Origin of the sequence: Hymenobacter sp. HSC-4F20 (assembly GCF_019599275.1) — a bacterium.
Lineage (GTDB): Bacteria > Bacteroidota > Bacteroidia > Cytophagales > Hymenobacteraceae > Hymenobacter.
Genome location: NZ_JAHZTD010000008.1, coordinates 34,538 through 55,371, shown reverse-complemented (window position 1 = coordinate 55,371; position 20,834 = coordinate 34,538). Strand labels below are relative to the sequence as shown.

At 55.5% G+C, this 20,834-nt stretch carries 19 protein-coding genes; 7 read left to right on the top strand and 12 right to left on the bottom strand.

Annotated elements, in window-relative coordinates:
- The coding region (locus K3G63_RS21915) for a hypothetical protein (RefSeq protein WP_220616292.1) at positions 1-247 on the bottom strand (247 nt) is incomplete at its 3' end.
- A gap of 540 nt (positions 248-787) precedes the next feature.
- Here K3G63_RS21915 and K3G63_RS21910 point away from each other — a divergent pair.
- Both K3G63_RS21910 and K3G63_RS21905 read left to right on the top strand, forming a co-directional pair.
- Positions 788-1,756 carry a tyrosine-type recombinase/integrase gene (locus K3G63_RS21910; protein WP_220616291.1) on the top strand — a complete coding sequence of 323 codons (969 nt, stop codon included), beginning with the start codon at positions 788-790 and terminating at the stop codon, positions 1,754-1,756.
- A gap of 474 nt (positions 1,757-2,230) precedes the next feature.
- Complete coding sequence (locus tag K3G63_RS21905) at positions 2,231-4,522, top strand: gliding motility-associated C-terminal domain-containing protein (protein ID WP_220616290.1); 2,292 nt, start codon at positions 2,231-2,233, stop codon at positions 4,520-4,522.
- Positions 4,523-4,909: 387 nt separating this feature from the next.
- On the opposite strand, the gene K3G63_RS21900 is transcribed toward K3G63_RS21905, so the two are convergent.
- Positions 4,910-6,532 carry a MutS-related protein gene (locus K3G63_RS21900; protein ID WP_220616289.1) on the bottom strand — a complete coding sequence of 541 codons (1,623 nt, stop codon included), beginning with the start codon at positions 6,530-6,532 and terminating at the stop codon, positions 4,910-4,912.
- An 865-nt stretch (positions 6,533-7,397) separates the two neighbouring features.
- On the opposite strand from K3G63_RS21900, the gene K3G63_RS21895 reads away from it, so the two are divergent.
- The gene (locus K3G63_RS21895) at positions 7,398-8,054 is read left to right on the top strand and encodes an AAA family ATPase (protein ID WP_220616288.1); all 657 of its coding nucleotides are present in this window, start codon (positions 7,398-7,400) and stop codon (positions 8,052-8,054) included.
- Between the two features lie 79 nt (positions 8,055-8,133).
- On the top strand, positions 8,134-8,445 hold the full coding sequence (locus K3G63_RS21890; RefSeq protein ID WP_220616287.1) for a hypothetical protein: 312 nt from the start codon (positions 8,134-8,136) through the stop codon (positions 8,443-8,445).
- Between the two features lie 158 nt (positions 8,446-8,603).
- On the opposite strand, the gene K3G63_RS21885 is transcribed toward K3G63_RS21890, so the two are convergent.
- From K3G63_RS21885 to K3G63_RS21875, 3 genes are read right to left on the bottom strand one after another with little or no spacing between them, the layout of a single operon-like run.
- The gene (locus tag K3G63_RS21885; RefSeq protein ID WP_220616286.1) at positions 8,604-9,371 is read right to left on the bottom strand and encodes a Fic family protein; all 768 of its coding nucleotides are present in this window, start codon (positions 9,369-9,371) and stop codon (positions 8,604-8,606) included.
- Positions 9,368-9,658, bottom strand: coding sequence for a hypothetical protein (locus K3G63_RS21880; RefSeq protein WP_220616285.1), 291 nt, complete (start codon positions 9,656-9,658; stop codon positions 9,368-9,370). The genes K3G63_RS21885 and K3G63_RS21880 overlap by 4 nt, the downstream gene beginning before the upstream one ends.
- A 21-nt stretch (positions 9,659-9,679) precedes the next feature.
- Positions 9,680-10,618 carry a replication initiation protein gene (locus K3G63_RS21875; RefSeq protein ID WP_220616284.1) on the bottom strand — a complete coding sequence of 313 codons (939 nt, stop codon included), beginning with the start codon at positions 10,616-10,618 and terminating at the stop codon, positions 9,680-9,682.
- Between the two features lie 235 nt (positions 10,619-10,853).
- Between K3G63_RS21875 and K3G63_RS21870 the strand changes: the two genes are divergently transcribed.
- A complete protein-coding gene (locus tag K3G63_RS21870) occupies positions 10,854-11,648 on the top strand; it encodes a hypothetical protein (protein WP_220616283.1) in 795 nt (264 codons plus the stop codon).
- A 185-nt stretch (positions 11,649-11,833) separates the two neighbouring features.
- On the opposite strand, the gene K3G63_RS21865 is transcribed toward K3G63_RS21870, so the two are convergent.
- From K3G63_RS21865 to K3G63_RS21845, 5 genes are all read right to left on the bottom strand, one after another.
- The gene (locus K3G63_RS21865) at positions 11,834-12,688 is read right to left on the bottom strand and encodes a helix-turn-helix transcriptional regulator (RefSeq protein ID WP_220616282.1); all 855 of its coding nucleotides are present in this window, start codon (positions 12,686-12,688) and stop codon (positions 11,834-11,836) included.
- A gap of 35 nt (positions 12,689-12,723) precedes the next feature.
- Positions 12,724-13,239 carry a DinB family protein gene (locus K3G63_RS21860; protein WP_220616281.1) on the bottom strand — a complete coding sequence of 172 codons (516 nt, stop codon included), beginning with the start codon at positions 13,237-13,239 and terminating at the stop codon, positions 12,724-12,726.
- 500 nt (positions 13,240-13,739) lie between these two features.
- The gene (locus K3G63_RS21855) at positions 13,740-14,774 is read right to left on the bottom strand and encodes a serine hydrolase (protein WP_220616280.1); all 1,035 of its coding nucleotides are present in this window, start codon (positions 14,772-14,774) and stop codon (positions 13,740-13,742) included.
- 302 nt (positions 14,775-15,076) lie between these two features.
- The gene (locus K3G63_RS21850; protein ID WP_220616279.1) at positions 15,077-15,964 is read right to left on the bottom strand and encodes a S41 family peptidase; all 888 of its coding nucleotides are present in this window, start codon (positions 15,962-15,964) and stop codon (positions 15,077-15,079) included.
- Between the two features lie 274 nt (positions 15,965-16,238).
- On the bottom strand, positions 16,239-16,676 hold the full coding sequence (locus tag K3G63_RS21845) for a hypothetical protein (protein ID WP_220616278.1): 438 nt from the start codon (positions 16,674-16,676) through the stop codon (positions 16,239-16,241).
- Between the two features lie 343 nt (positions 16,677-17,019).
- Here K3G63_RS21845 and K3G63_RS21840 point away from each other — a divergent pair, with 343 nt between their 5' ends.
- On the top strand, positions 17,020-18,063 hold the full coding sequence (locus tag K3G63_RS21840) for an alpha/beta fold hydrolase (protein ID WP_220616277.1): 1,044 nt from the start codon (positions 17,020-17,022) through the stop codon (positions 18,061-18,063).
- 9 nt (positions 18,064-18,072) lie between these two features.
- Here the strand turns inward: K3G63_RS21840 and K3G63_RS21835 are convergent, their stop codons facing one another.
- A complete protein-coding gene (locus tag K3G63_RS21835) occupies positions 18,073-18,504 on the bottom strand; it encodes a hypothetical protein (RefSeq protein WP_220616276.1) in 432 nt (143 codons plus the stop codon).
- 116 nt (positions 18,505-18,620) lie between these two features.
- Between K3G63_RS21835 and K3G63_RS22950 the strand changes: the two genes are divergently transcribed.
- Positions 18,621-18,752: a hypothetical protein gene (locus K3G63_RS22950; protein WP_259404634.1), complete on the top strand. Its 132-nt coding sequence runs from the start codon at positions 18,621-18,623 to the stop codon at positions 18,750-18,752.
- An 823-nt stretch (positions 18,753-19,575) separates the two neighbouring features.
- On the opposite strand, the gene K3G63_RS21830 is transcribed toward K3G63_RS22950, so the two are convergent.
- Entirely contained in the window at positions 19,576-20,013 is a 438-nt protein-coding gene (locus K3G63_RS21830; RefSeq protein WP_220616275.1) for a hypothetical protein, read from the bottom strand.
- Between the last annotated feature and the right edge of the window lie 821 nt (positions 20,014-20,834).

Sequence of the window (20,834 nt, the reverse complement as noted above, 5' to 3'; positions counted from 1 at the left end):
CTGCAGACCTCAGCAGGTGACACACGACGCGCTGGTAGGTATCCCCGTCGGGCGCAGGCACCAGGGAATGCGCCAGAGAATACGCCTTTCCCCGCCAGCGGAAGGATTCTCCGCGCAGGTGTAGCAGCACGTCTCGTCCCAGTTCCCAGTCCAGCCGCAGCCCGGCCTGGGCGCGTCCGGCTAGTACCGTCGGAGCGTCCAGGCCTGCGCCAGCCGGGCATGCGTGCGCCCGATGGTGCGGTAGCAACCCGGAGTAGCTAGCCGGCCGCCGACCAGCGGGTGCCCGGAAGTAGCAGCCCGGCCCGATGCAGCGGAATAAGACACGCCACGAGGCTAGCAGGCGTAGCCGGTGCCCTCTCCCGCTCCTGGCCGCAAGCCACGAGCGGGAGAGGGCTCCTAGTATAGAACCCTTACTGGCCCGCGGATGGGTACAACGGTCCGGCTTCCTGCAGTTCATAACAGAGTCCCAGTGCAGAGGCGGCAAGCCAGTAGCCAACCAGGCTATGGAAATAGGCGCCATCCGTCCATCATGTGGAAGAAGATTTGGCCGTCGGCTGGATTACCCGGAACTAAGATCAACCTCTTGAAGCAACGTAGTCATCGTTTCTGAGTAGCGGGCTATTACTGTCTGATAAGATACCCCCTCATCGTCTTCGGCATTTACCACAGATAACTATTGGAAACTATAACTCTAAGATAAGGACTGATAATGTTTACTTATCGGTCCTTATATTAGGGTAAAGAAAATCCGCTGCTTTTTGCTTCGCTACCCTTATATATTATACATATGACTACCGAAAATCAGCTGCCCCTCGTTACCTCCCCACCGGTTGCCCAGGTACCCGCGCACTTGGTGGAGTCAACCCACCGCTACGTCGAGTCCGGTCTGCGTGGGGCGGCCAACACGGTGCGCGCCTACGCCGGGGACTGGAAGCGCTTCACCACCTGGTGCCAACTTCATCAACTCGCGCCGCTGCCCGCGCCGGTCGAAGCGCTGACTGGATTTCTCACCGAGCTAGCCGACGCAGGCAAGAAATACGCGACCATCGAGCGGCACACGGCCGCCATTGCCAAAGCCCACGAGCTGGCCAGCTTGGAGTCGCCTACTTCGCATAAGAAGCTTAAGGTACTGCTCAAGGGTATTGCCCGCGAAATCAAAACGCACCAAAAGCAGGCGCCCGCCTTTTCACTCGATTCGTTTAAGCGCACCATCAAACGCATCGACGTCACGCTGCCGGCCGGGCTGCGCAACCGGGCCTTGTTGCTGCTCGGGTTCACCGGGGCGTTTCGGCGCTCGGAGCTCGAAGCGCTCAACATCGAAGACCTGGCTTTTGATGACGACGGTTTAGTGGTGACGCTGCCGCAGAGCAAAACCAACCAGCTGGGTCAGGCCGAAGAGAAGGCGATTTTCTATTCTCCGGATTCGGCACTGTGTCCTATTCGTTCCCTGCAGGCCTGGCTGCAGATGCTGGGCCGCACCGAGGGGCCGGTGTTCGTGTCGTTTAGGAAGAACAATCAACTGACGACCCGGCGCCTGACAACTAAGTACACCAACCTGATTGTGCAGCAGTACCTGGGCCCGCAGTACACGGCGCACTCGCTACGGGCCTCATTCGTGACCGTGTCCAAGCTCAACGGCGCCGACGACTCCAAGGTCATGAATCAGACCAAGCACAAGACCAGTGCCATGATCCGCCGCTACACCCGCCTCGACAATGTGCGCCAGCACAATGCGGCTAAGGAACTCGGATTATAAAATATAACCCCTCTCCTCTCCTTCTGCTTGGTTTCATTCTCAGCAGGAAGGTTTTCAAGAGTAGAGTAGGGTTACGCTTTCATTTATCTTTTGAAAGCACAACCGCCGGGCTACCACCGGACGTGCTGTGCTCGTCAGCAGAACAGGTATAGAGTAGGTTACTATTAATGCTTGTGTCGCTTTTTTATAGTAATAGTACTATTTGCATACTACTTGGCAACTTACGACTTGCTTCTATTTAATCTGTAGCCTGCTTATTTTTGACGCCAGCGGCCCCCCCTTGCTTCACTGTAGTATAACTAACTACAGTTTCAATGGTAGCCACAATTGTACTTAGGCGCTATTTCGCTGCAATAAGAAGTAAACCGGCCTCTAGTATATTCCTTCTCGTGAAAGAACACGATTACGTTAGTAGTAACTGCCTTTAGGCAAACGATTCTTGTTCGATCTGCATGCCCACCTCTGCTATTGTGTATGACCCAACGTTACTTTTCCTTCTTTTTTCACCATCTCTTTCTTCTGCTTCGGCACGGGTACCTGGTTGCGGGGCTGGTCAGCCTACCCTACCTAGGAGCTGCTCAAGCCCCTCTCACGGAATGGGACCGTACCATCGGCGGGCCCACCAATGACGGCATTGGTATTGTGCGCCAAACCCAGGATGGGGGATACTTCGTGGCGGGCGGTTCGGATTCTCCCGTGGGCCCGTTCAAAAGCCAACCTCCACGCACTACCTCCGACTATTGGCTTCTCAAGCTTGATGAGCAGGGCCGCTATCAATGGGACCGTACGCTAGCGGGGGAAACCAATAGTCTCGGTGGCTTGGCCGAAGCACAGCCCACGGCGGATGGTGGGTATATCGTCGGAGGCGAGTCCACTTCCGGGGTGGGAGGCGACCGGACAGCACCTAGCCGGGGCAGTTACGATTACTGGCTTATCAAGCTGGACGCGCAAGGACAAAAAGTGTGGGACCAGGCGTATGGGGGGGATGGTCCGGATTACTTGCGCAGTATGCAGCAGACCGCTGATGGCGGCTATATTCTAGGGGGCTATTCGCACTCTGGCGTGAGCGGCGACAAAACTGAGCCGAGCCGGGGAAATACCGATTTTTGGATTGTGAAGGTAGATGCACAAGGTACTAAACAATGGGACCGGACCCTCGGGGCGAAGGACCTCGCCAACCCTTACATTGCCAATCATCTGAGTAGAGTTCGTCAAACCAGTGATGGAGGATACTTGGTTGGAGGATACACGGACGGAGGCCTGGGGGGCGACAAAACCGGAAATAGTCGGGGCAGTACTGACTTTTGGATTGTCAAACTCAATGCGCAGGGCAGTAAGCAGTGGGACCGAACCCTCGGGGGGGCGGCCGTTGATATGTTGCAGACCTTACTGGCTACCCCGGATGGGGGGGCCTTGCTGGTCGGTACTTCCGCTTCGCCAGTCAGCGGGGAGAAAACGCAGCCCAGCCGCGGTACAGGGGATTACTGGCTGGTGAAAGTGGATGCCCAGGGTAACAAGCAATGGGACCGTACCTACGGAGGCGCGGACTACGACGATGTTACGTCGGTGTGTGCTGGCGCCGATGGCGGCTACTTGGTAGGTGGCTTTTCCTGGTCAGGCGCTAGCGGGGACAAAACCCAACCTAACCGGGGACGCCTAGATGAATGGTTAGTGAAGGTAGATGCCCAGGGTAATCTGGAATGGGACCGTACGCTCGGTGGGCCAGAATTGGATTACATCGGGGAAGTACAGGCCACTGCCGATGGGGGATATATTTTGAGTGGTGCCTCACAGTCGGGGGTATCCGCGGATAAAAGTGAACCGAATTTGGGGATTCCCTTCTACTTTGATGGCTGGCTCATCAAACTGGCTGCACCGGTTGTACGCATCACGGGGCCCACGACGCTCTGCCCGGGCAGCACCCTCCAACTGACGGCAAGTGGAACTGGCCGGGTGGTCAGCTACCAGTGGAATACCGGCGCCACATCCGCTACGCTCACCGTTACACAGCCAGGTACCTATGCCGTTACGGCTACTTTTTCCGGAGGGCGCACTCATACAGCCACGTACCAGGTACTACCCTTTCAGGGAATTGCGCGCATAGTGGGTGATTCTGTGCTCTGCCCCGGCCGTAGCGTTGCCCTCAGTGTACAAGCCCCAGGCAATGTAGCCATACGCTGGAGCACGGGAGCTAGCACGCCAACCCTTACCGTTACGCAACCCGGGGTGTATTCCGTGGTGGCCACTTATCCAATGGGGTGTACTAGCACTGCAACCGTTCAAGTGCGGGCTGCCCCCGCTCTACCCCGCTTGGCGCTGGGAGCCGACACGCTAGTATGCGCTGGTCAAGCCCTTACTCTATTCCCTTCTGGCGGTAGTCTAGCTGCCCCCTATACGTACCGCTGGTCTACAGGAGCTACTACTCCAACGCTCACGGTTAGGGAATCCGGGAGTTATTCGCTCACCATCCAATCCGCCTGTGAAGTATACTCGGCCACCCGAACAGTTACGTTTTCGCCTTGTCTGACTATCCCGAACATCATCACCCCCAACGGCGACCTGTTTAACGAGCGGTTTGTCGTGCAAGGGTTGAGCGGAGCTGGGTGGATGTTGGAAATCTACAACCGGTGGGGCCAGCAGGTGTACAAAACCCATGACTATCATAATGAGTGGGGGCCCGGCAGCACTCCCGGTACTTACTATTACTTATTGCAACATGCGGCCACAAGCACAGTTCGGAAGGGGTGGCTTCAGGTGGCCCCATAAGCTGTGGTAAAAAGGATACTACCGGCCGACTACCCCGGCCATTATCAGCTAGGGCAACGGGTATGCCCTGGTTTCAACTTCCTGCTGAGCTTCCTGCTGAGGTATACTTACACCTTTTTGAGTTGGCCCCGGCCAGCAGTACTATTAGCACCCGCATTCTTCCGTCTAAATAAGAGGAAGAAAACCAGCCCCGAAAACGCATGTTTTCGGGGCTGGTTGATGGGTGGCGGACGTGTCTAGAAACCAAGCGTTTTTTGGACCGACTTCGTGTTAGCCAGTCAGAATCCTACCTGTCTTTTCTGAAGGAACGTTTGCAATACCTAAGAACTGCGTTCTATGCACTCTACTGTCTATGTGATAAGCTCTTCTGCCCAATAAATCCTTCTTCTATCGGGTTGAATCAGCCAGAGAGCTACATTCTTCCGACGTGCTCAGTTGCGCGCTGCTGGATTGCGCCCGTGTAGCCAGGGTAGTGCTGAGCGCCTGCGCGGCAGCTACCACTTGCGCCGGGTAGTGCAGGCGCGCCAACAGCCGAATGGCATTGCGCGTGGTCAGCGGACCAGCTTTGAGGCGGTAGTCGAAATACCAGTCTTCCTCCGTGACTGTCTCGCAAAAGTGGTATTCAACAAAGCTTGAGTGCAAGAGCGCGCCCAGCTCCCCATCGTGGGTGGCTGCCACAACCCAGCTGCGGGGCTGCAAGTAGGCCAGCACAGCTTTAGTAGCGGCAATGCGCTCCTGCGTATTCGTGCCTTTGAACAGCTCATCCAGCAGCAGCAGGTAGCTGCCGGGGGCCGCGTCGCAGGCCAGCAGCAGCTGCCGCATGGTTTCGGCTTCGACCAAGTAATAGCTTTTGCCCGTGGGTAGGCTGTCGGCCAGACTGAGGCTGGTGAGCACCCGGCAAAAAGGGGCGCGGTAAGCGGTGGCCGGGCACGTAGCTATGGTCTGGGCTAGCAACGCATTCACGCCTAGCGTACGCATAAAGGTAGTTTTGCCCGCCATGTTCGAGCCGGTGAGCAGTACGCCTGGCCCGGTCAGGGTGAGGTCGTTGGGCACGCACCCCGGTACCAGCGGGTGGTAGCCAGCTTGCAGCTGGATGCCCTCAGTAGCCGGCCCAAAGTGCGGCACGCAGGTGGCGTGGCGCTGGCGGAAGCTGGCCACGGCGAGGGCGCAATCGACGTAGCCAACGGCCTCAAAGACACTCCGAATCGAGGGCGCGTACTGCTGCACGGCCACCCGGCACCGGGCATACACCAGCAGGTCTAGCAGCAGCAGCATCTTGAGCAATTCCAGCAGCCAGTTGTCTTCCACCTGAAAGAACGCTACTTGTCGCACGAGCGCCCCCAGCCGGGCTAGCGGCGCTGCCAGCGGCTGAAGCTGCCGCAGGGGCAGGGCCGCCCGCTGTAGCGCCTGCCCCGCCCGGTGCAAGCGGCCCAGTTGCAGCAGCGGGCGAACACTGAACTTAATCCGTTGGAGCTGCCAGAAGTGAAACACCGCATTGGTAAGGGCAAACGCAATCGTACCCCACCAGAGGATGGGTAGCCAAAAGCCCCCGAGCACTGTGGTCAACAGCCCCAGCGCGAGCAGCGGCGCGAAACGAGCGCCGGGCAAGGTGGGGAGCGGCTGGCCACTAAGCAAATCGACTAGGTAGTACGCCTCGCGGGCAGTCAGCTGGTCGAGTGCGAGCAAGGCTTGCCCGCGGGCCAGGGGTTGCTGCGCCAGCAAGGTCGCGGCAGCATCAAACTCGTGCAAGGTGGTCTCGTCGGCTAGCGGGCTGCGCAGGCGGTGGTACAGGCATTGCTGTCCTACCCGGCTCACCGTGGCATCGAGCAGTTCAAAGAGCAATTCGCCATTCAGATCTGCCCAGGTTTGGTCAGGTAGGCGGTGGTAGGCGGGCTCATGCTGCACGTAGTCGTAGTAGCGGGCCACCAAGGGGAAGTGGGGGGAGCGGGCAGCTGGCTGGAGCCAAGCTGCCTCCAAGCGGCGTAAGCGTGTGCGGGATGAAGTCCACATGAGATACAGGGGTAGCTACCAGGGCCTGGGCGGTGAGGTGGTGCCACTGGTACTTATAAGTAGCGCGAAAGGTAGCTAAGTGACACGTATCATATAAAGTACCCTATCAACAGCAATCTGCGCCTAAGCCTAGCGCCGGTACTGTTTCAGGACGTGTTCCCACAGATTACGTTAAGCAATTGTTTCAAGAACAGTGGAAGTGGAGCTGGATAGGTAAACTCTACCTTTTATATACTTGACCCAAGTGTCAAGATAGTCTTGAAAAAAGGATGACCACCGATGCACGTTTCGGCGAAAGGATGGATTAGTATAGGCTCGGCGTTAGGTGGCTTGCTGATCGGCTTCGAGTGGGGAAGTCGTAGGCATTTGCCTGAGCCATCTCTCAGGCAGTACCAAGGACAGCAGAATATAGAGTACGAAGACTCCTATATCAATGCCGTAGTCTTTCGGAGCGGACTGCGGGAGCAACCTAATCTAGATTCTCTCTTTGCTCACAAGCCTTTTTTCCATCAGGCGATTCGTGTACTTAGACAAGATTCAGCAGGCATAGAAGCGCTTTCTATGCCACGTCCTGGAACAAGGGAAAACTACTACCTAATCCGAGGTGACTCCATTACCCAACTTTGGCTAAGCTCTAAAAAGCTTCGTTAAAGATTGTCCGAGAAGTCGAATTACGTTAAGCTAGGGCATCCTCATGCCTTATCGTAGCAATCCAGGCACTAGGCCAGGATCTAGTACAACGTTCTCTACAGGTAGCTTCATCTAGTATCCCTAGATAAATATGCCATGAACAATATGTTGGTGCAAGAAGAACAACTAGATTTACAATTAAAATTACAACCGGTACCAGTTCAACCACGACAACATGATCTACACGGTAGGCGGCATCAAGGGAGGCAGCGGCAAGACGACGATTGCAACGAATCTGACGGTGTATCTGCTCCAGCAGGGACGAGATGTGATTCTTATCGATGCTGACGACCAGGAATCGGCCACAGACTTCACTTCCTTCCGTCACCAGTCGCTGGATGGAGACTTGGGGTATACAGCCGTTAAGGTAACGGGCCGCGAGCTGAATGCCCAGGTGCAGCGCCTGGCTACCAAGTGCGACGACATCGTCATCGACACCGGTGGCCGCGATACCGTCAGCCAGCGCTCCGCATTGACTATCTCCCACGTCTACCTCGTTCCCTTCGCTCCTCGCTCGCTCGATATCTGGACGCTGCGAAAGGTGGAGAACCTTATTGCGGAGGTCGCGCCCTTCAACCCCGGCCTGCGCTCCCTCACGTTCATCAATAAAGCGGATGCACGCGGCACCTACAAGGAAGAAGCCGCCGAACTCTTGCGCGGCTCCGAGTACCTGCAGTTTCTGGAGGCATCCGTCGGTAACCGCATCTCGTTCGCAAACGCTGCCGCTTCCGGCCTAGGGGTCCTGGAAATGAAACCGCTCGACGAGAAAGCAGTTGCGGAAGTTAATGACTTATGCAGCAGTGTGCAAAACGCAATAGAAGCAACAAAATAGAGAACCAAAGCACCAACCTGTTTTACAACTAAAATAGGTTGTAAAACAGGTTGCTAATATAGAACCTCAGTAAGAACCTATGGCCACGAAGAAACCTAAACTCGGCCTCCCTCCTACGCCCCCGGCCTCGCTGTCGAACCCGGCTATGCAGGAGATGATCAACAAGGGCGGCTCCGTGTTGGAACCGCCGGTTGTGCCGGCCAACCCACCGGGGGCCGCAGAGGATAAACTCAAGTCTTTTACCTTCAAAATCTACGAGAGCGAGCTGGCCCAGATCCGAGCTATCCAGGACAGCTTACCCAAGCGGGACCGTATCTCCATTCACGACTTTGTCGTGGCCGCGGTGAAGGAGAAGATCGACAAGGCTGCTAAAAAGCACAACCCAAAGTAGTTGTTGATTTAGTTGTAAATAGAGTTGTAAATAACTAGCTGCACCTCTTCCTCTGGACTACACGATGAGGAGGTGCAACTAATCTTTTACAGAGTACTGTATCATTTGTCTGCGCAAGCAGATCCACAACCGAATACACTTGTTTATTCAGTTGTAAATTAGGGCTTCAACAGCTGGTTTTCCAGGGACTTCACGTGCTGGCCTACCATAAATTCCCGGAAGATCTGCACATCCTCTGCGCGCCGGCTGCTTTCCAGGGCGGCGAAGTAAGCCGCCTTGTCTTCCCGGAAGACAACGGTTAGGGGCTGCTTGAAATACTGTTGAATAAAATTCATTAGCAGCCGGGAGGTGCGGCCGTTGCCATCGTTGAAGGGATGAATGCTCACCAGCTGCAGGTGCGCGTCAAAAGCAATCAGCAACTGCTCTTGCCAGGTAGCAGCCGAGGCCATGCACTGCTGCAGCTGGTGGGTAAGCTGGCTTACCAGCCAGGGCACCTTCTGCGCGTTGGGAAACGAGCTGGCTCCCAGGATGGAAACCTTGTCGAGGCGGAAGTCGCCGCGGGCCGCATCCGTGCTGCCCAGGATGCTGTTGGTGCGGAGCCCGGTGGTGCGCATCACGGCGCCGGCCAGCTCTTGCAGCAGCAGTGGGGTAGGTAGGCGTCCCTCGTCGGCCCACTGCAGAGCCAGATCCAAGGCCTGCGCATGATCCGCCAGCATGTCGTAGCCATCCCAGGGTAGGCTCGGGTCAATCATGGCCTGCTCCCCGACCAGGAAGTCAAATGCGGACTGCACCGTAACCCGGGAGCCCTCGATCATCGTCGAGTGTGCCGATACAAGCACGTGATTTAACTGTTGCCGGGAAAGCCGGTCCGCCGGAGCCAGCTGCTGCACTAGGCCGGTTAAGCGCTCTATCTCCTCCCACCTCATGCGGCCATGGCTTGGCGCAGACGCTCGATGTCCACGCTGGCCAGCGCCACTGGATACTCTAACCCGGAGACGTGAATTACCTGGTGGGCCCAGGCAGCCAGATCGTGGGCGTAGATAACGGGCCGGTCGGCCGCATCGTGGTACACGGTTTTCCCCAGCATAAAGGTCTCTACGCTGGGCCGTAGCAGTGCCGGCACCTCTTCCAGGGCTTTGTCCTGCGGATCGGTAAGTAGATGCGTCAGATAGGCTCTGAGCGCGCGGTAGGCTTCCTGGTTGTGCGAAGTCATGATAGGGGAGAGGCAAGGAGGTTAGCTGTTCTTGGTCGCCGTCTTGAGGCCCAGCACCGCCAGCAACAGGCCCGCCGGGTTCTTATTGGCTTTGCTCTTATCGGTCTTTAACCGGTACATGAACTGGAACAACTCGTTTACGAGGTTCTCATCGCCAACGATCTGACTGACCAGCTTCGGATCCTTGATGTCCAACGATTCCAGATGCCGGCGCGCCATCAGCAGTTTGGCTTGCTCCGGAGACTCCTCGAAGGGAATCGGCAGCTGCTTGGGCTCCTGCTTGGTGACGTAGAAGCGCACGGCGTGGAAGGAGCGGCCCTGCTTGAGCAGGGTGTAGCCAATCTTGAGTTCGGTGTTCTCGTTGATCTGGCGCACGGCAATATCCAGCACTTTCGACTTCAAGTCGCTGATGCGCTGGAACTGCTCGGGTTCCTTACCCTTGGGATCCTTGAGCTTGAGCATGAGCTTGAACTCATCCAGGTCGTAGGTTTTGGTTTCCCCGATGTCCTTCCACTGCGAGGCCAGGTGATAAATACGCTTGGCGTACTTGCTGGAAATCTTCAGGGCCGAGAAGAGCTGGTAGGAAGTGAAGTTGCTTTTAAGCTCGAACAGGTAGGGGCGGATATCTTCCGAGAGGCGAATCCGCAGGTAGCCCTGGCCCTTAACGTATTCCACCTTCTGAAACATCCAGAGTTGCACGTAGGACTGGTCGTTCTCCACCTCGAACATGCGCGAGCCCATGGACTCGGTAGCTTCCCGCAGTTGCTGGTAGTGCCACTCGCGGCCCGTCACGGCCACCACCTCGTTCATATGGATCTGATACTCCTGGTTGGGCTTGTCTTCTCGTCGCAGCTTGGAAAGCAGAAAGAAGAGCAAGTCCAACTGGCAGGCCGTGTAATCATAGCGAGCCGTCGTGATGGCGTTGTATTGCCTGACTTCCAGGGATTCGGATGCATCCATAGCAGGGTGGGACAGGCAACAAATGTAGGAAAGCAACGAAAACCTACTGTAGTTGTTGAAGGGCGTTTTTAGCTGATAAAAAGTCGTTTTAATAACCCCGTTCTCATTCGGGCTACCCCTCGGAGGGAAGATTCGGTGGTTACGGGCCTATGGTATGTCACCTGCAACGGGCTTATTGCGCGACCTTGCTAACTAGATGCGGACGCTATTTTGCCATCAGCTGACTCTACTTTCTGTGCTTGCTACACTTCTGCTTGACGCTGACATACTGGAATTTGGGTACTTCTTCCTGGCTAAGTTCATTCCTACCGCGGCCCTCTATCTCACAACCGTAGCCTTGTTGCTGCGCAAGCAACGCACTTCATTTGATGAGCTACTCGGTAGCATCTTTGCATGCGGCTTGGTCTTTATCGGCTTTCTCACCTGGCCGGATATTGCGTCCTACCAGCGGCATACCTGGTCTGATTACGCTACCCTCTTGTTTTTCTGTCTTCCATTGCTACTCGTGGTAGCGCGCTGCACGGCTTCCCGTAAGCCGACGCAGAAGAAGGTACTGATTGGCGGCGTACCCTTGACTTCAGAAGACCTGACTACGCTGCAGCAGCTGCTGGCCGATGAGGAACTTGATCTAATCGCAGTGGAACCTGTGGATTCAAGTCAAGTGGGGACCCTGGTTTTTCAGCATGGTCAAATTAGCCACTTCGTGCAGGGCACTTGCCTCAGTTCGGTTCTACGACCTGTGTACGACCAACTACGTCCCCTGCATGAGTATGTGCAGCGCCGGCATCCGATTCACCTAATCATGGTCGAGAAGAAATTTGTAGAAAACCAAGGATGGCCCTTCCGGCTTTGCTTGGTCAGTCCACTAGATCAAGTAGAACAACTTCTCCAAGCAGTGGATACCATCCCTCGCCAGCACCTGCGAGCTGAGAAGGCCGATGGTGTTGTCCGGATCCAGTATGCGGCAAAGGGCCACGTGACCGTAATAGACCAGAGCGCACCCCCTAGTGGTTGGAAGCCGGAGGTGTAGCGCGTAGCTTTGGTACACTAGCACGATAAGTCACCCAGCCGGCTTTGTCTGAAAAGGCGAAGCCCTCAGGTGGTGGCGACCTAGGGGCTTCAGGAAATGGGTGGATCAAGTACCCTTACTCGGGGTTCTTATTCCAAAAGGGCAGATTTACACGCTAAACCATTGGCTCATCAGACTGGCCACCGCTACCCCGCTCCTTGATATTGCTTGGGGGTCACGCCGTAGAACTGCTTAAAGGACTGAATAAAGCTGGACAGATTCTCGTAGCCTAGCTCGTCAGACAGTTCACTCACGTTACGGTCCGCCTGTCGAAGCAGGGTGGCAGCTTTTTCCATCCGCCGCTCCAGTAGCCATCTGCGCGGGCTCGTACCGTAGAGTTGGGCAAACCGGCGCTTGAAGGTGGACAGACTCATATGGCACAGAAAAGCCAACTCCGCGACGGCAACCGGACTGCCGATATGCGAGGTAACCGCTTGACGGACCAATACTTCTTCGTTAGCCTCTTGACCCAAGCGGCGAAGTTGCTGGAACTGCCCGGGATAATGGAGTGCTAGGTACAGCAGTAACTCTTCCAATTTCACGCGCTGTAACTGCTGGGGAATAGCCGCCGCTTCCTCCGTCAGCAAGCAGTCCAACGACCGCACGAAAGTGGCCAGGAAGGCATTTTGCTCAAACCGCAGAAACGGCTGGCTCGCTGCATGCTGGTCGGGCTGACCGAGCCACGCGGCATGGCGATGACAAAAATCAGCGAGCACCTGGTGGTCGAACAGCAGCAGCAGGCTATGGTACTCTGTGGCCGGAGCCGCTATCTTCTCGCTCATCAAGCAATTTCCCGCCGCCAGGAGCACAAACTGCTGCGGCTGAATGGTCACCTGCGCACCGGCAAAGTATACCGTTTTTTCGCCGGCCAGAAGAAAGGTAAACATATGCTGGGGCAACAGCACGCGAGCCCGGGGAGCAGGTGTCTGGGTGCAGTAGCGTAGCAACGAAATCGGGGCTTTCGTGAACTCACTGTTCGAAGAGGGGGCAGATGCAAGCATGAGCACTAGGTGCTGAATGGGGGCTACGGAAGCTTCTATGCGTGAACTGGGCGCATAAACCAGTACATGGCGGGGTAGCCGAGCGCTTTGCGAATGATACTCATTTGCCCGATATGAAAGGCCTCGTGCAGCACCACCGAAACCAATAAGTCCTCCAGCGTATGGCCTCCGGTTGGACCGCTGAGCGGCAACACGGTTTGCAGTACACGTTCCTCGGCGGCTTGCAGGGTGGCTAAAAAGGTCTGAGAAACCCGCTCCCATGCCGAGGTGCACTCGGCTAGGCTCGGGTAGATCCGGTTGCTGTCGAAGGGGCGAAAGCCGGGCAGCGGCAGAGTCGGATCCACATAGGCGTCTAGGAAGGACCACTCTGGTGTCGGCCCCCCTAACCGGGCGAGGTTGCGGCTGCGCGTCACCAGCAAGTGGCCGGCGAGCCATTCCAAGCTATTGTTGTGCTCACTCAGAGTTCGGCAGCCGTCAGCCGGTTGAACGCCTTCTAGCACCGAAAGGTACCAATCGGTTAGCAGGCGAAACTGCCGGGTTTGTTGTTCCATAGTCGTCATGCGGTACGTCGTGCTTAAAGAGAAAAAGAGGTGGTTGCAGCTGGTTACTAGCCAACTGTGACGCGTTGGCCAGCAGCAGCATGAGCAACTGGACTACAGCACAAAGGTCTGGGCAATGCCGAACGACCATGGATAGGCAAACGGCCAAAAAGTAGGGCCAAACGTTCAACCTGTTATTCGTCCCTGCTGGTCTCTACTCATCAGAGATGCGACGGGAGATGAGCCGTTTACGCAAGGCCAAAAATGCTTAGCGTGTAAATCCGTCCTTTTGGAAGAGGAACCCCTACTCCCAGTGCAAAATGGGTAAACGTGCGAAAACGAAACGGACCGACGAAAGCGGTTGGCTTCGTGTCTGCTTCCATTTTTTGTGGAACCGGAAACATTGAAAGCTGGCACTAGGCAGTACTGTTGCTCGTACTCGTCTCCCGCCCTATTTACCGCAGTTCCTGCAGGTGTGTTTCCTCCTATAGGGTGCTGACTCCAGTATTCGATTAGAACGCGTGGTATATCTTGTCTCCAAACGTTTCTAAATCCGCCTGATCCGTGTTGGTTAAAATGATAACCACTTTCGTGAAGTCGGGAGTGGTTAATAACACGGAATTGAAGCCATCAATACTGCCCCGGCGCTCCAGGATGGGGGCAGCCATTGACTTGTCGTTGTAGAAGAAGCCAATCGTGCTATAGCCGCGGGCATAGTCGATGAACGTACCTTGTTGAGGCTTGAGCAAATAGGCTTCCGTGGTGGCGGCCGAGAGCAGCGTGTGGGCTTTCACGCCGTGCACCAGCTTGAGCAGGTCGGTGGCAGTAGAATAGAGCGCGCCGGCACCGGCGTAGTTGGACACGTACCGACGGTCATTGCGTAGCGTGTCCTTTGCGCTGCCCTTCCCAAAGGTATAGTTATGATAGCCGTAGGCCAGCCGTGGAATGACGCGGGACTCACTTAGAACGCCCGTGTCCCGCATCTGCAAGGGGCTCAGAATCTGGGCTTGCACCAGGGCCGCAAACGGCTTCTTGGTAACCGTTTCCAGAACGTGGGTAAGCAGAATGTAGTCCACGTTATTGTAATTAAACGCAGAGGGCTTCTGGGTGCTGTCCTTGACCACGAAACGCTGCACGAACTCCTTAGTGGAATACGCGGCTTGATAGGCCCGCACCGGTTCGTTCTGTAAGCCGGAGGTGTGCGTGAGCAGCTCCCGGAGGGTGATACTGCGGCAAGCCGCGGGTAAGTCCGGCACGTAGGCAGAGGCGGGAGCATCCAGGCGGAGTTGGGCTTTCTCCAGAAGTTGTAGTGTCAGAATAGCGGTAAACAACTTGGTCATGGACGCAATGGGAAACCGTGTATCCGCCGCAATAGGGACCCCAAACTGAAAGTTGGCGTTTCCTTTACTCACCTGGGAGACGACGCGTCCATTTTTCTCGGCCAGCACGGTCCCATTGAAATGCCCTGCTTGGTATTCCTGGGTAGTGAGCGTGGGGATGGTGCGTTGCGCAACGGCCTGGGTGGTGCAGGCAAGTAAAAATATCACAAGGAAACGCATCGTACAGGTATAGAGATTACAGGATAATGCTGCGTCCAACGGTACGGGTGGCGCAACACTGCTACCGGGTTATAGGCAGAGCGAGCAAGTGGGAGCAGGCACAGGAGCCAGAGGAGTAGGTGTTTCTTTATAGAGTAGGTTTATTTACGCACCAAGATAGAAACAGCCCCGGCCCCGGATGGGGACGGCCGGATAGAATTTCAGTAGGTCGGCTGGGTGGCTTCATAAGGCGTGCCTTGTTAAGCCACAGAATTACTGTTCTTGCTAGTCCCTCCTTTTAGACAAACTACTTATTTCTTCGCCTTGTGCTCTTCTCGAATCCAGCGAATAGCACGCGTTACGACTTCGGTGGACTTGCACCGCTCGTCGGGTGCTATCGAGTGGCCGTATGGTACCAGATGGCGGTCGGCGAATACGGCGGTCGTCAGCCAGATAATAGACCCATCAGACAAATCAAAGCGGCTGTTGCTAGTCGACACGCCACTTGTATTCGTTCCAAAGCTTTTGGTGTGCTTCCGAGCCTTGAAGGCGACTACCACGGCCTCGCCCGAACTGGCCGTTAGGCTGTCGGTCAACACGGCCACGACCGGATTGGCGGACTTTAATGTGTAATACGGAGTTGTCTCTGCCTGTATGTCGCCGTCCAGCAAAGCTTTGCCTTTTTCGTAACGCCACACGGTTTTCGTCTTATTTGAATCCAAAAAATAGCCGACTGTATCTTCTCCCAAAACCGGCCCTACCCCCACGAGCATGGGCCACATATTCCCGCCCATATTCCCTCTTAGGTCCACGAGCCATCCTTTTAATTCCGCCTTATCCCGCTCCTTGATCTGGGCTTGTACATGGGCTATATACGCGGCCAGTTGTTGCTGATTGCCGACTACCCAGGGGATGCGGATGTAGCCGATGTCTCCGGGCACCGGCTCATCAAGGTATACCGGGGGCTTCTTATCTGCGGGGCCTTCGGGTCGCTTCACAGGGCTTGCGGGCACAAAAAAACTGTGTTTATCGCCTAGGGCAACGATGGCGAATACAACTGCTGGATAAGCCTGCTCAATCGTTTGGGCGTCGCCTGCTTGCGCTAGCAGGTTTTGCCTGAAGTCTACCCAGTTGATAGTCTTCCGATTAACAGAGTTGGCTTGCATGATACCAACGACTTCTTCCAAATATTTCCGCACCACTGGGGAAGGCAGTTTACATTCTGCCCGACAAGAAGTAATGAGAGAGAATAAAAGACAGAGCCTAAGCGTCATGTGTGCGCGGGGTAATGAAGCCAGGGTGGATAGGCAATAGCCAGCCCAGAAAGGTACACCTTTCTGAGCCACTGCAGCTTAGGGTAGTACTGTTACCCAAATCCGGAAGCAAAAAGCGCCAGCCTACCGGCTAGCGCTTTTTGCTTCCGGATTTGGGTAAAGACAAGCCGGATGGTCAGGGCTTTTGTGTTGAGATGACCTAGTGTTTTTTGTGCGTATACGTGTAGACCTTCCCTGCTTGCTTGGTTCGTTGGTCAAGCTCTAAGACCAATTGTTTGGCTGTGTGTTCTTTCACCGTATAGTCTAAGATATCATCGAGTAGCGTATTCTGCAGTGTGCGCAGATGCCCGGGCGTATAGGTATAAGTGCCACTTCTGGTAAAAGAGGAAGCAGCATAGGCCTCGTATAAGTTGTTCGCCTTAAAGGTCATATAATACTCTCCTTGAGCACCAGCGCTGGGCGTATCGGTACGGTCAGAGATAACACGCCCACTAGAATCGTATTCCTTCGTGTTAGTGGTTACCAGATCCCACCGGCCAACAATGCTGACGGGCGAAGGTGAATCGTCCTTTTTAGTGCAGCTAGCAACTAAGCTGAAAAGGAGAATACTAGACAGAATGGAGAAGAGATATCGCATAAAGTGAATTGTAGGCCCATATTAGGCAGAATCCGTTACTTCACCGCATTCCCCTGCTCTACAAAACGGTCTCATAGACACCCGCGACTTGGCGCCAGCCTTACTCGCGCTCAGTGACCTAGTCGAGCAAATCAACCACCACCTGAATCTCGACAATCCACCATTGCATTTTCGTGTGGCCTAGCGGGGCTCACCAACTATCAGCTAACGGCAGGGCAGTAGGCCTCTTCATTACCAAGAAAAAGCCTGAAGCGTATTCTACGAAAGAGCAACAACGAGCGCATACTACGAAATATTTCGTAGTATGCGCTCGTTGTTGCTCTTTCGCATTACTACTCATTCTATGAGCCGCTTCTTTTTACTACTGCTACATCGGCTTCTCTGCCTGCTTCTGCTACTCACTCCTCTAACGGGCCGCGGACAACAGGCGAAAAACGACTTATTTGAGCATTGCACGCTTCACCGGGCCCGGCTGAAGAGCTTTACTATTCATGTCACCAAGTCTGCTTCCAAAGCCAGAAGACCATTGCTGGTGTATCTGGACGGCTCGGGCAACTTTCCTCTTTATTACAAAACCAAATCGGGGCGCTACAATAGCTCCGTCCCGTTGGACGTCCGCCGGTACGCGAAAGACTACTACGTTGTGGTTATCAGTAAACCAGGTATTCCGTTCCAAGACAGCTTGCGCTACAGCAGTTCGGGCCGTGGGTATTATCCCGAAAACGATACGTTCACGCACCTCTACAGTTTGGACTGGCAGGCGGAAGCAGCCTCAGCAACCATTGATTATGTAGTTAAAAATTTCCCTATAGATACCCGTAAGGTCATCGTCATAGGTTACTCTGAAGGGTCGCAGGTAGCACCTCGGGTAGCCGTTCTGAACAAGAAGGTCACCCACGTCGTGTGCCTGGTGGGTAATACGTTGAACCACCTGTATGACTTTCTGCTAACTGCCCGCTTGCAGGTTGAGCGAAAGCAGATAAGCCCGGTCGAGGGCCAGCGCATCGTCGATTCGTTGTACGCAGAGTATGCCAAGCTGTACCAATCGCCCAAGGCCGTAGATCAAACCTGGTATGGTTCCACTTACTTGAAATGGAGCAGCTTTAGCCGAACTACGCCTTTGGAAAACATGCTCAAGCTGTCCATTCCTATTCTATACATCGCCGGCGGACGTGACAATAATCAAACGATTATGAGTATGGATTACGCCAAGCTGGAATTTCTGCGCCAAGGCAAAACCAATCTCCTCTACCGCGTCTACCCAGACTGCAACCACTATTTCCAGGAGGAAAGGGTAGTTAATGGGGTGCCGACGAACATAGACCGCATCGACGAGGTGCATCAGTTCGCCATCGATTGGGCGAATAGCGCCGCAAAGACCATCTGAAGCTACGCCTTACGCTTCGGGAGCCTGCTGGATAAGCCATTCCAGGGCCTGTTCGCGCGAACTGGCCACGCACAAGCGGACCCCACGCCGGCGCAGCTGACAGAGAAAGTCAGCAAAGCCCACGTGGGCAAACAGCCCCTTGGGCGGAATTAGCGCGTAGCACCAGCCGCCGGCCGCTTCGGCGCGGGGAAACCAGTCATAGAGTAGCCAGGTGTGGTAGGCTAACGGGAAGGTCGGCAACGGGGGCTGTTTGATGATGACTTTGCCCCAACCCGTCTGGTGTAGGCATAGCAGGAGTTGCTCCATCACTGTGCGCGCCGCGGCCAGGTTCCAGGCCGCCTGTTTCCACACCAGGCGAATGTACTGGCCGCACTCTTCCGTTAAGATTACGGCCAGCGGGTTTTCAAAAAATACCCTAGGTGTGGTGGGCAGCGAAGACATGAAAGGACGAGGGGGAGAGAACGAGCACAATAGACTATGCAAAATACCGCATTGGCTGGTCTTTTAAAACTCTGGTCACACACATAACCCGCTGTTTACCCCTTTATTAAACACGCATGATGGAGTGCAACTCTGCCATAAAAATCACCCTCTACCGCGACGGCCGGGTGCGCCTGACCAAGGCTGCAGCCATCTATTTCAACATCGTTTCCACGGCCGACTTGCGCCCTGGCTCCGCATCCGGGTGACTCGCTGCATCTTGCCCGTGAGCACGAGCCACCTGGCAGTTTCGTAGCGGCTACCGGTTGGAGCGCGTGTTCCCCCACAACTTTCCCAAGCAGAAGATCGTGCTCTTGCCCGCTGATGAACCCCAGGTTACGCCGGGGCTGTACCCCCTGCGCCCCGCCGCCTGACTTGGGAGTACAAAGTACCTTACCTGGGTACCCACCTCTGCTTCGGCCTACTGCCTGCAGCAGTTGCCGCGCGCCTACCGGGAAGTGCTCTACACCTGGTGGGACCTGCACCTGGCCATTACTACCTGCTTCGGCCCTAAGCAGGGTAAACGCCGCGCCGCCGCTGAGGATCGGTTGCAGTACGAAGTACCCGGACTACTGGAGCGTATGAGCCTAGGGGAGAAAACATGCTCTGCTGCGTTCAGTGCTCTTTGTCTTAGAACGAACTGCCCTTGGTCCGATAAGCCGCCTTACATGCATACTCCGTTTACTCTACAAATGGAATAGCATCGCGGCGCTACCGGTGTGCGCCTGCGCGGCAACTACGCTAGCTCGGTGGAGGCGGCTGCCTTCCTGGAAACCATGTAGGACCTGATCGAGTCGGGCACTTATACGCTGTGGCTGGATTGCCAGCGGGTCAGTAACCTGGCCCGTCCAGGTCAACACACCGTGCTGCAGATGGAACGCCTGGCCGCCCTGCATCAACTCGTTATCTACTGGTGTGGCTTCAGCGGCCGGGTAATACAGCAGCTGTCAGCTTCAGGCTTGTACCTGCTGCGCAACCTGCCAGCCAGCTGCTATCAGGCCAGCGGGCAGGGATGAGAAGATCCATTCTAGGCTAAGAGCGAGGCTTGTCTAGCTCCGCCAGCGGCAGCGCAGGTGCCTGCAGCCACTCGCTGGCCTGCTCCGTGGTCGCGAAGTATCGGGTGGTAATGCCGTAGCGGCGCTGGCCTTCCGAACTAATGTCGAGGGACTGTAAGCGCAGGTGTAAGGGGGTGGCTGTCACCACGGCGACCTGCGCCAAGTGCTGGCTGCTTCCCGCTCTGGGCAACCAGTCGGCCAGCAGCCAGCCCATGTACTCCTCCGTGGCGGGAACCCGCCGGCGCTGATCAGTTAAAAGCTTGCCGCAGCCTGTGACTTCTAGTAAGCGCAACACCTCATTAAATACGTGCTGCGCCGCCACGGAATCCTCCGACCCAGGTCCCCAGATTAAGTGAATGTATCCTTCCGGCCGCACCCATAGTTCCCCTGCTGCTAAGCGATAATAGGCATTCATATACGGCATGTGAGAAGTCAGAGCCTAAGATAGGAGTCGGCACGTACTGACGGTAAGGAGAGGAACATCGCGTCACTATGCTAGCGCAGCCGCTGCCTAGACCGGAAAAGGTGCTCCCTTGCCAAGCGCAGTAGTGGTACGTGTTTAACTCATGAGCTATGACTAAGGTCCTCTATTCCTCACGTTTCGGCTTTACCCGACATTAGCGGAGTCAGATGGTAAGCACACTTGTTCCTCTTCCACGGTCGGCCCCAATGGCCTCTGTTCCGTGATGAAGCAATGGGTCACGGTCCGCCGGGATGTCAGTTCGAGGCCGGCCTGATTTTGCGTGACGGTGGAGACGCGACCGTAGGTACAATACTTCTGGATCGACACGAACAGGAACTGGTAGGACGATAGGGAAAAGAATGATTCACAAACCTGAGATTATAACATTTTCTGAACGGGTCCTCCTTAAGATGTAACCAACCCTATTGCACTACATTCATGGGAGTGATGCCATTCTGCGCTGTATGCCCTGCGCTGGACGTAGTGCTTTGCGTATAGAGAGCCGCTATCGGCGCCCGTACCAGCACGGACAGCGGGGCCAGCAGCGGCGGGTGTAGGGGGAGGAAAACGGTACAGCAGAAAAAGCGTTTTGTCGAAATGCTGGCTGACTTCTATCAACGGCCTTGGTTTGTGCTACTGCTGAAGAAAAGAGAACTAGGCCGTAGCTTGGCTACTTATTCCTAGCCCTCCTGACCGAACGCACGATGCCCTGTATTATCGCCCGCTGTACGCTATTTAACTTGATGGGAGGGACAGTCCGTTGGTGCCTCTCG

Coding starts and splice junctions, on each gene's coding strand:
- K3G63_RS21880 (WP_220616285.1), bottom strand. CDS start 9,658: ATGACTTCGCACAACCAGGAAGCCTACCGCGCGCTCAGAGCCTATCTG.
- K3G63_RS21910 (WP_220616291.1), top strand. CDS start 788: ATGACTACCGAAAATCAGCTGCCCCTCGTTACCTCCCCACCGGTTGCC.
- K3G63_RS21875 (WP_220616284.1), bottom strand. CDS start 10,618: ATGGATGCATCCGAATCCCTGGAAGTCAGGCAATACAACGCCATCACG.
- K3G63_RS21835 (WP_220616276.1), bottom strand. CDS start 18,504: ATGTCTTCGCTGCCCACCACACCTAGGGTATTTTTTGAAAACCCGCTG.
- K3G63_RS21890 (WP_220616287.1), top strand. CDS start 8,134: ATGGCCACGAAGAAACCTAAACTCGGCCTCCCTCCTACGCCCCCGGCC.
- K3G63_RS21900 (WP_220616289.1), bottom strand. CDS start 6,532: ATGTGGACTTCATCCCGCACACGCTTACGCCGCTTGGAGGCAGCTTGG.
- K3G63_RS21905 (WP_220616290.1), top strand. CDS start 2,231: ATGACCCAACGTTACTTTTCCTTCTTTTTTCACCATCTCTTTCTTCTG.
- K3G63_RS21840 (WP_220616277.1), top strand. CDS start 17,020: ATGAGCCGCTTCTTTTTACTACTGCTACATCGGCTTCTCTGCCTGCTT.
- K3G63_RS21830 (WP_220616275.1), bottom strand. CDS start 20,013: ATGAATGCCTATTATCGCTTAGCAGCAGGGGAACTATGGGTGCGGCCG.
- K3G63_RS21885 (WP_220616286.1), bottom strand. CDS start 9,371: ATGAGGTGGGAGGAGATAGAGCGCTTAACCGGCCTAGTGCAGCAGCTG.
- K3G63_RS22950 (WP_259404634.1), top strand. CDS start 18,621: ATGATGGAGTGCAACTCTGCCATAAAAATCACCCTCTACCGCGACGGC.
- K3G63_RS21845 (WP_220616278.1), bottom strand. CDS start 16,676: ATGCGATATCTCTTCTCCATTCTGTCTAGTATTCTCCTTTTCAGCTTA.
- K3G63_RS21860 (WP_220616281.1), bottom strand. CDS start 13,239: ATGGAACAACAAACCCGGCAGTTTCGCCTGCTAACCGATTGGTACCTT.
- K3G63_RS21895 (WP_220616288.1), top strand. CDS start 7,398: ATGATCTACACGGTAGGCGGCATCAAGGGAGGCAGCGGCAAGACGACG.
- K3G63_RS21865 (WP_220616282.1), bottom strand. CDS start 12,688: ATGCTTGCATCTGCCCCCTCTTCGAACAGTGAGTTCACGAAAGCCCCG.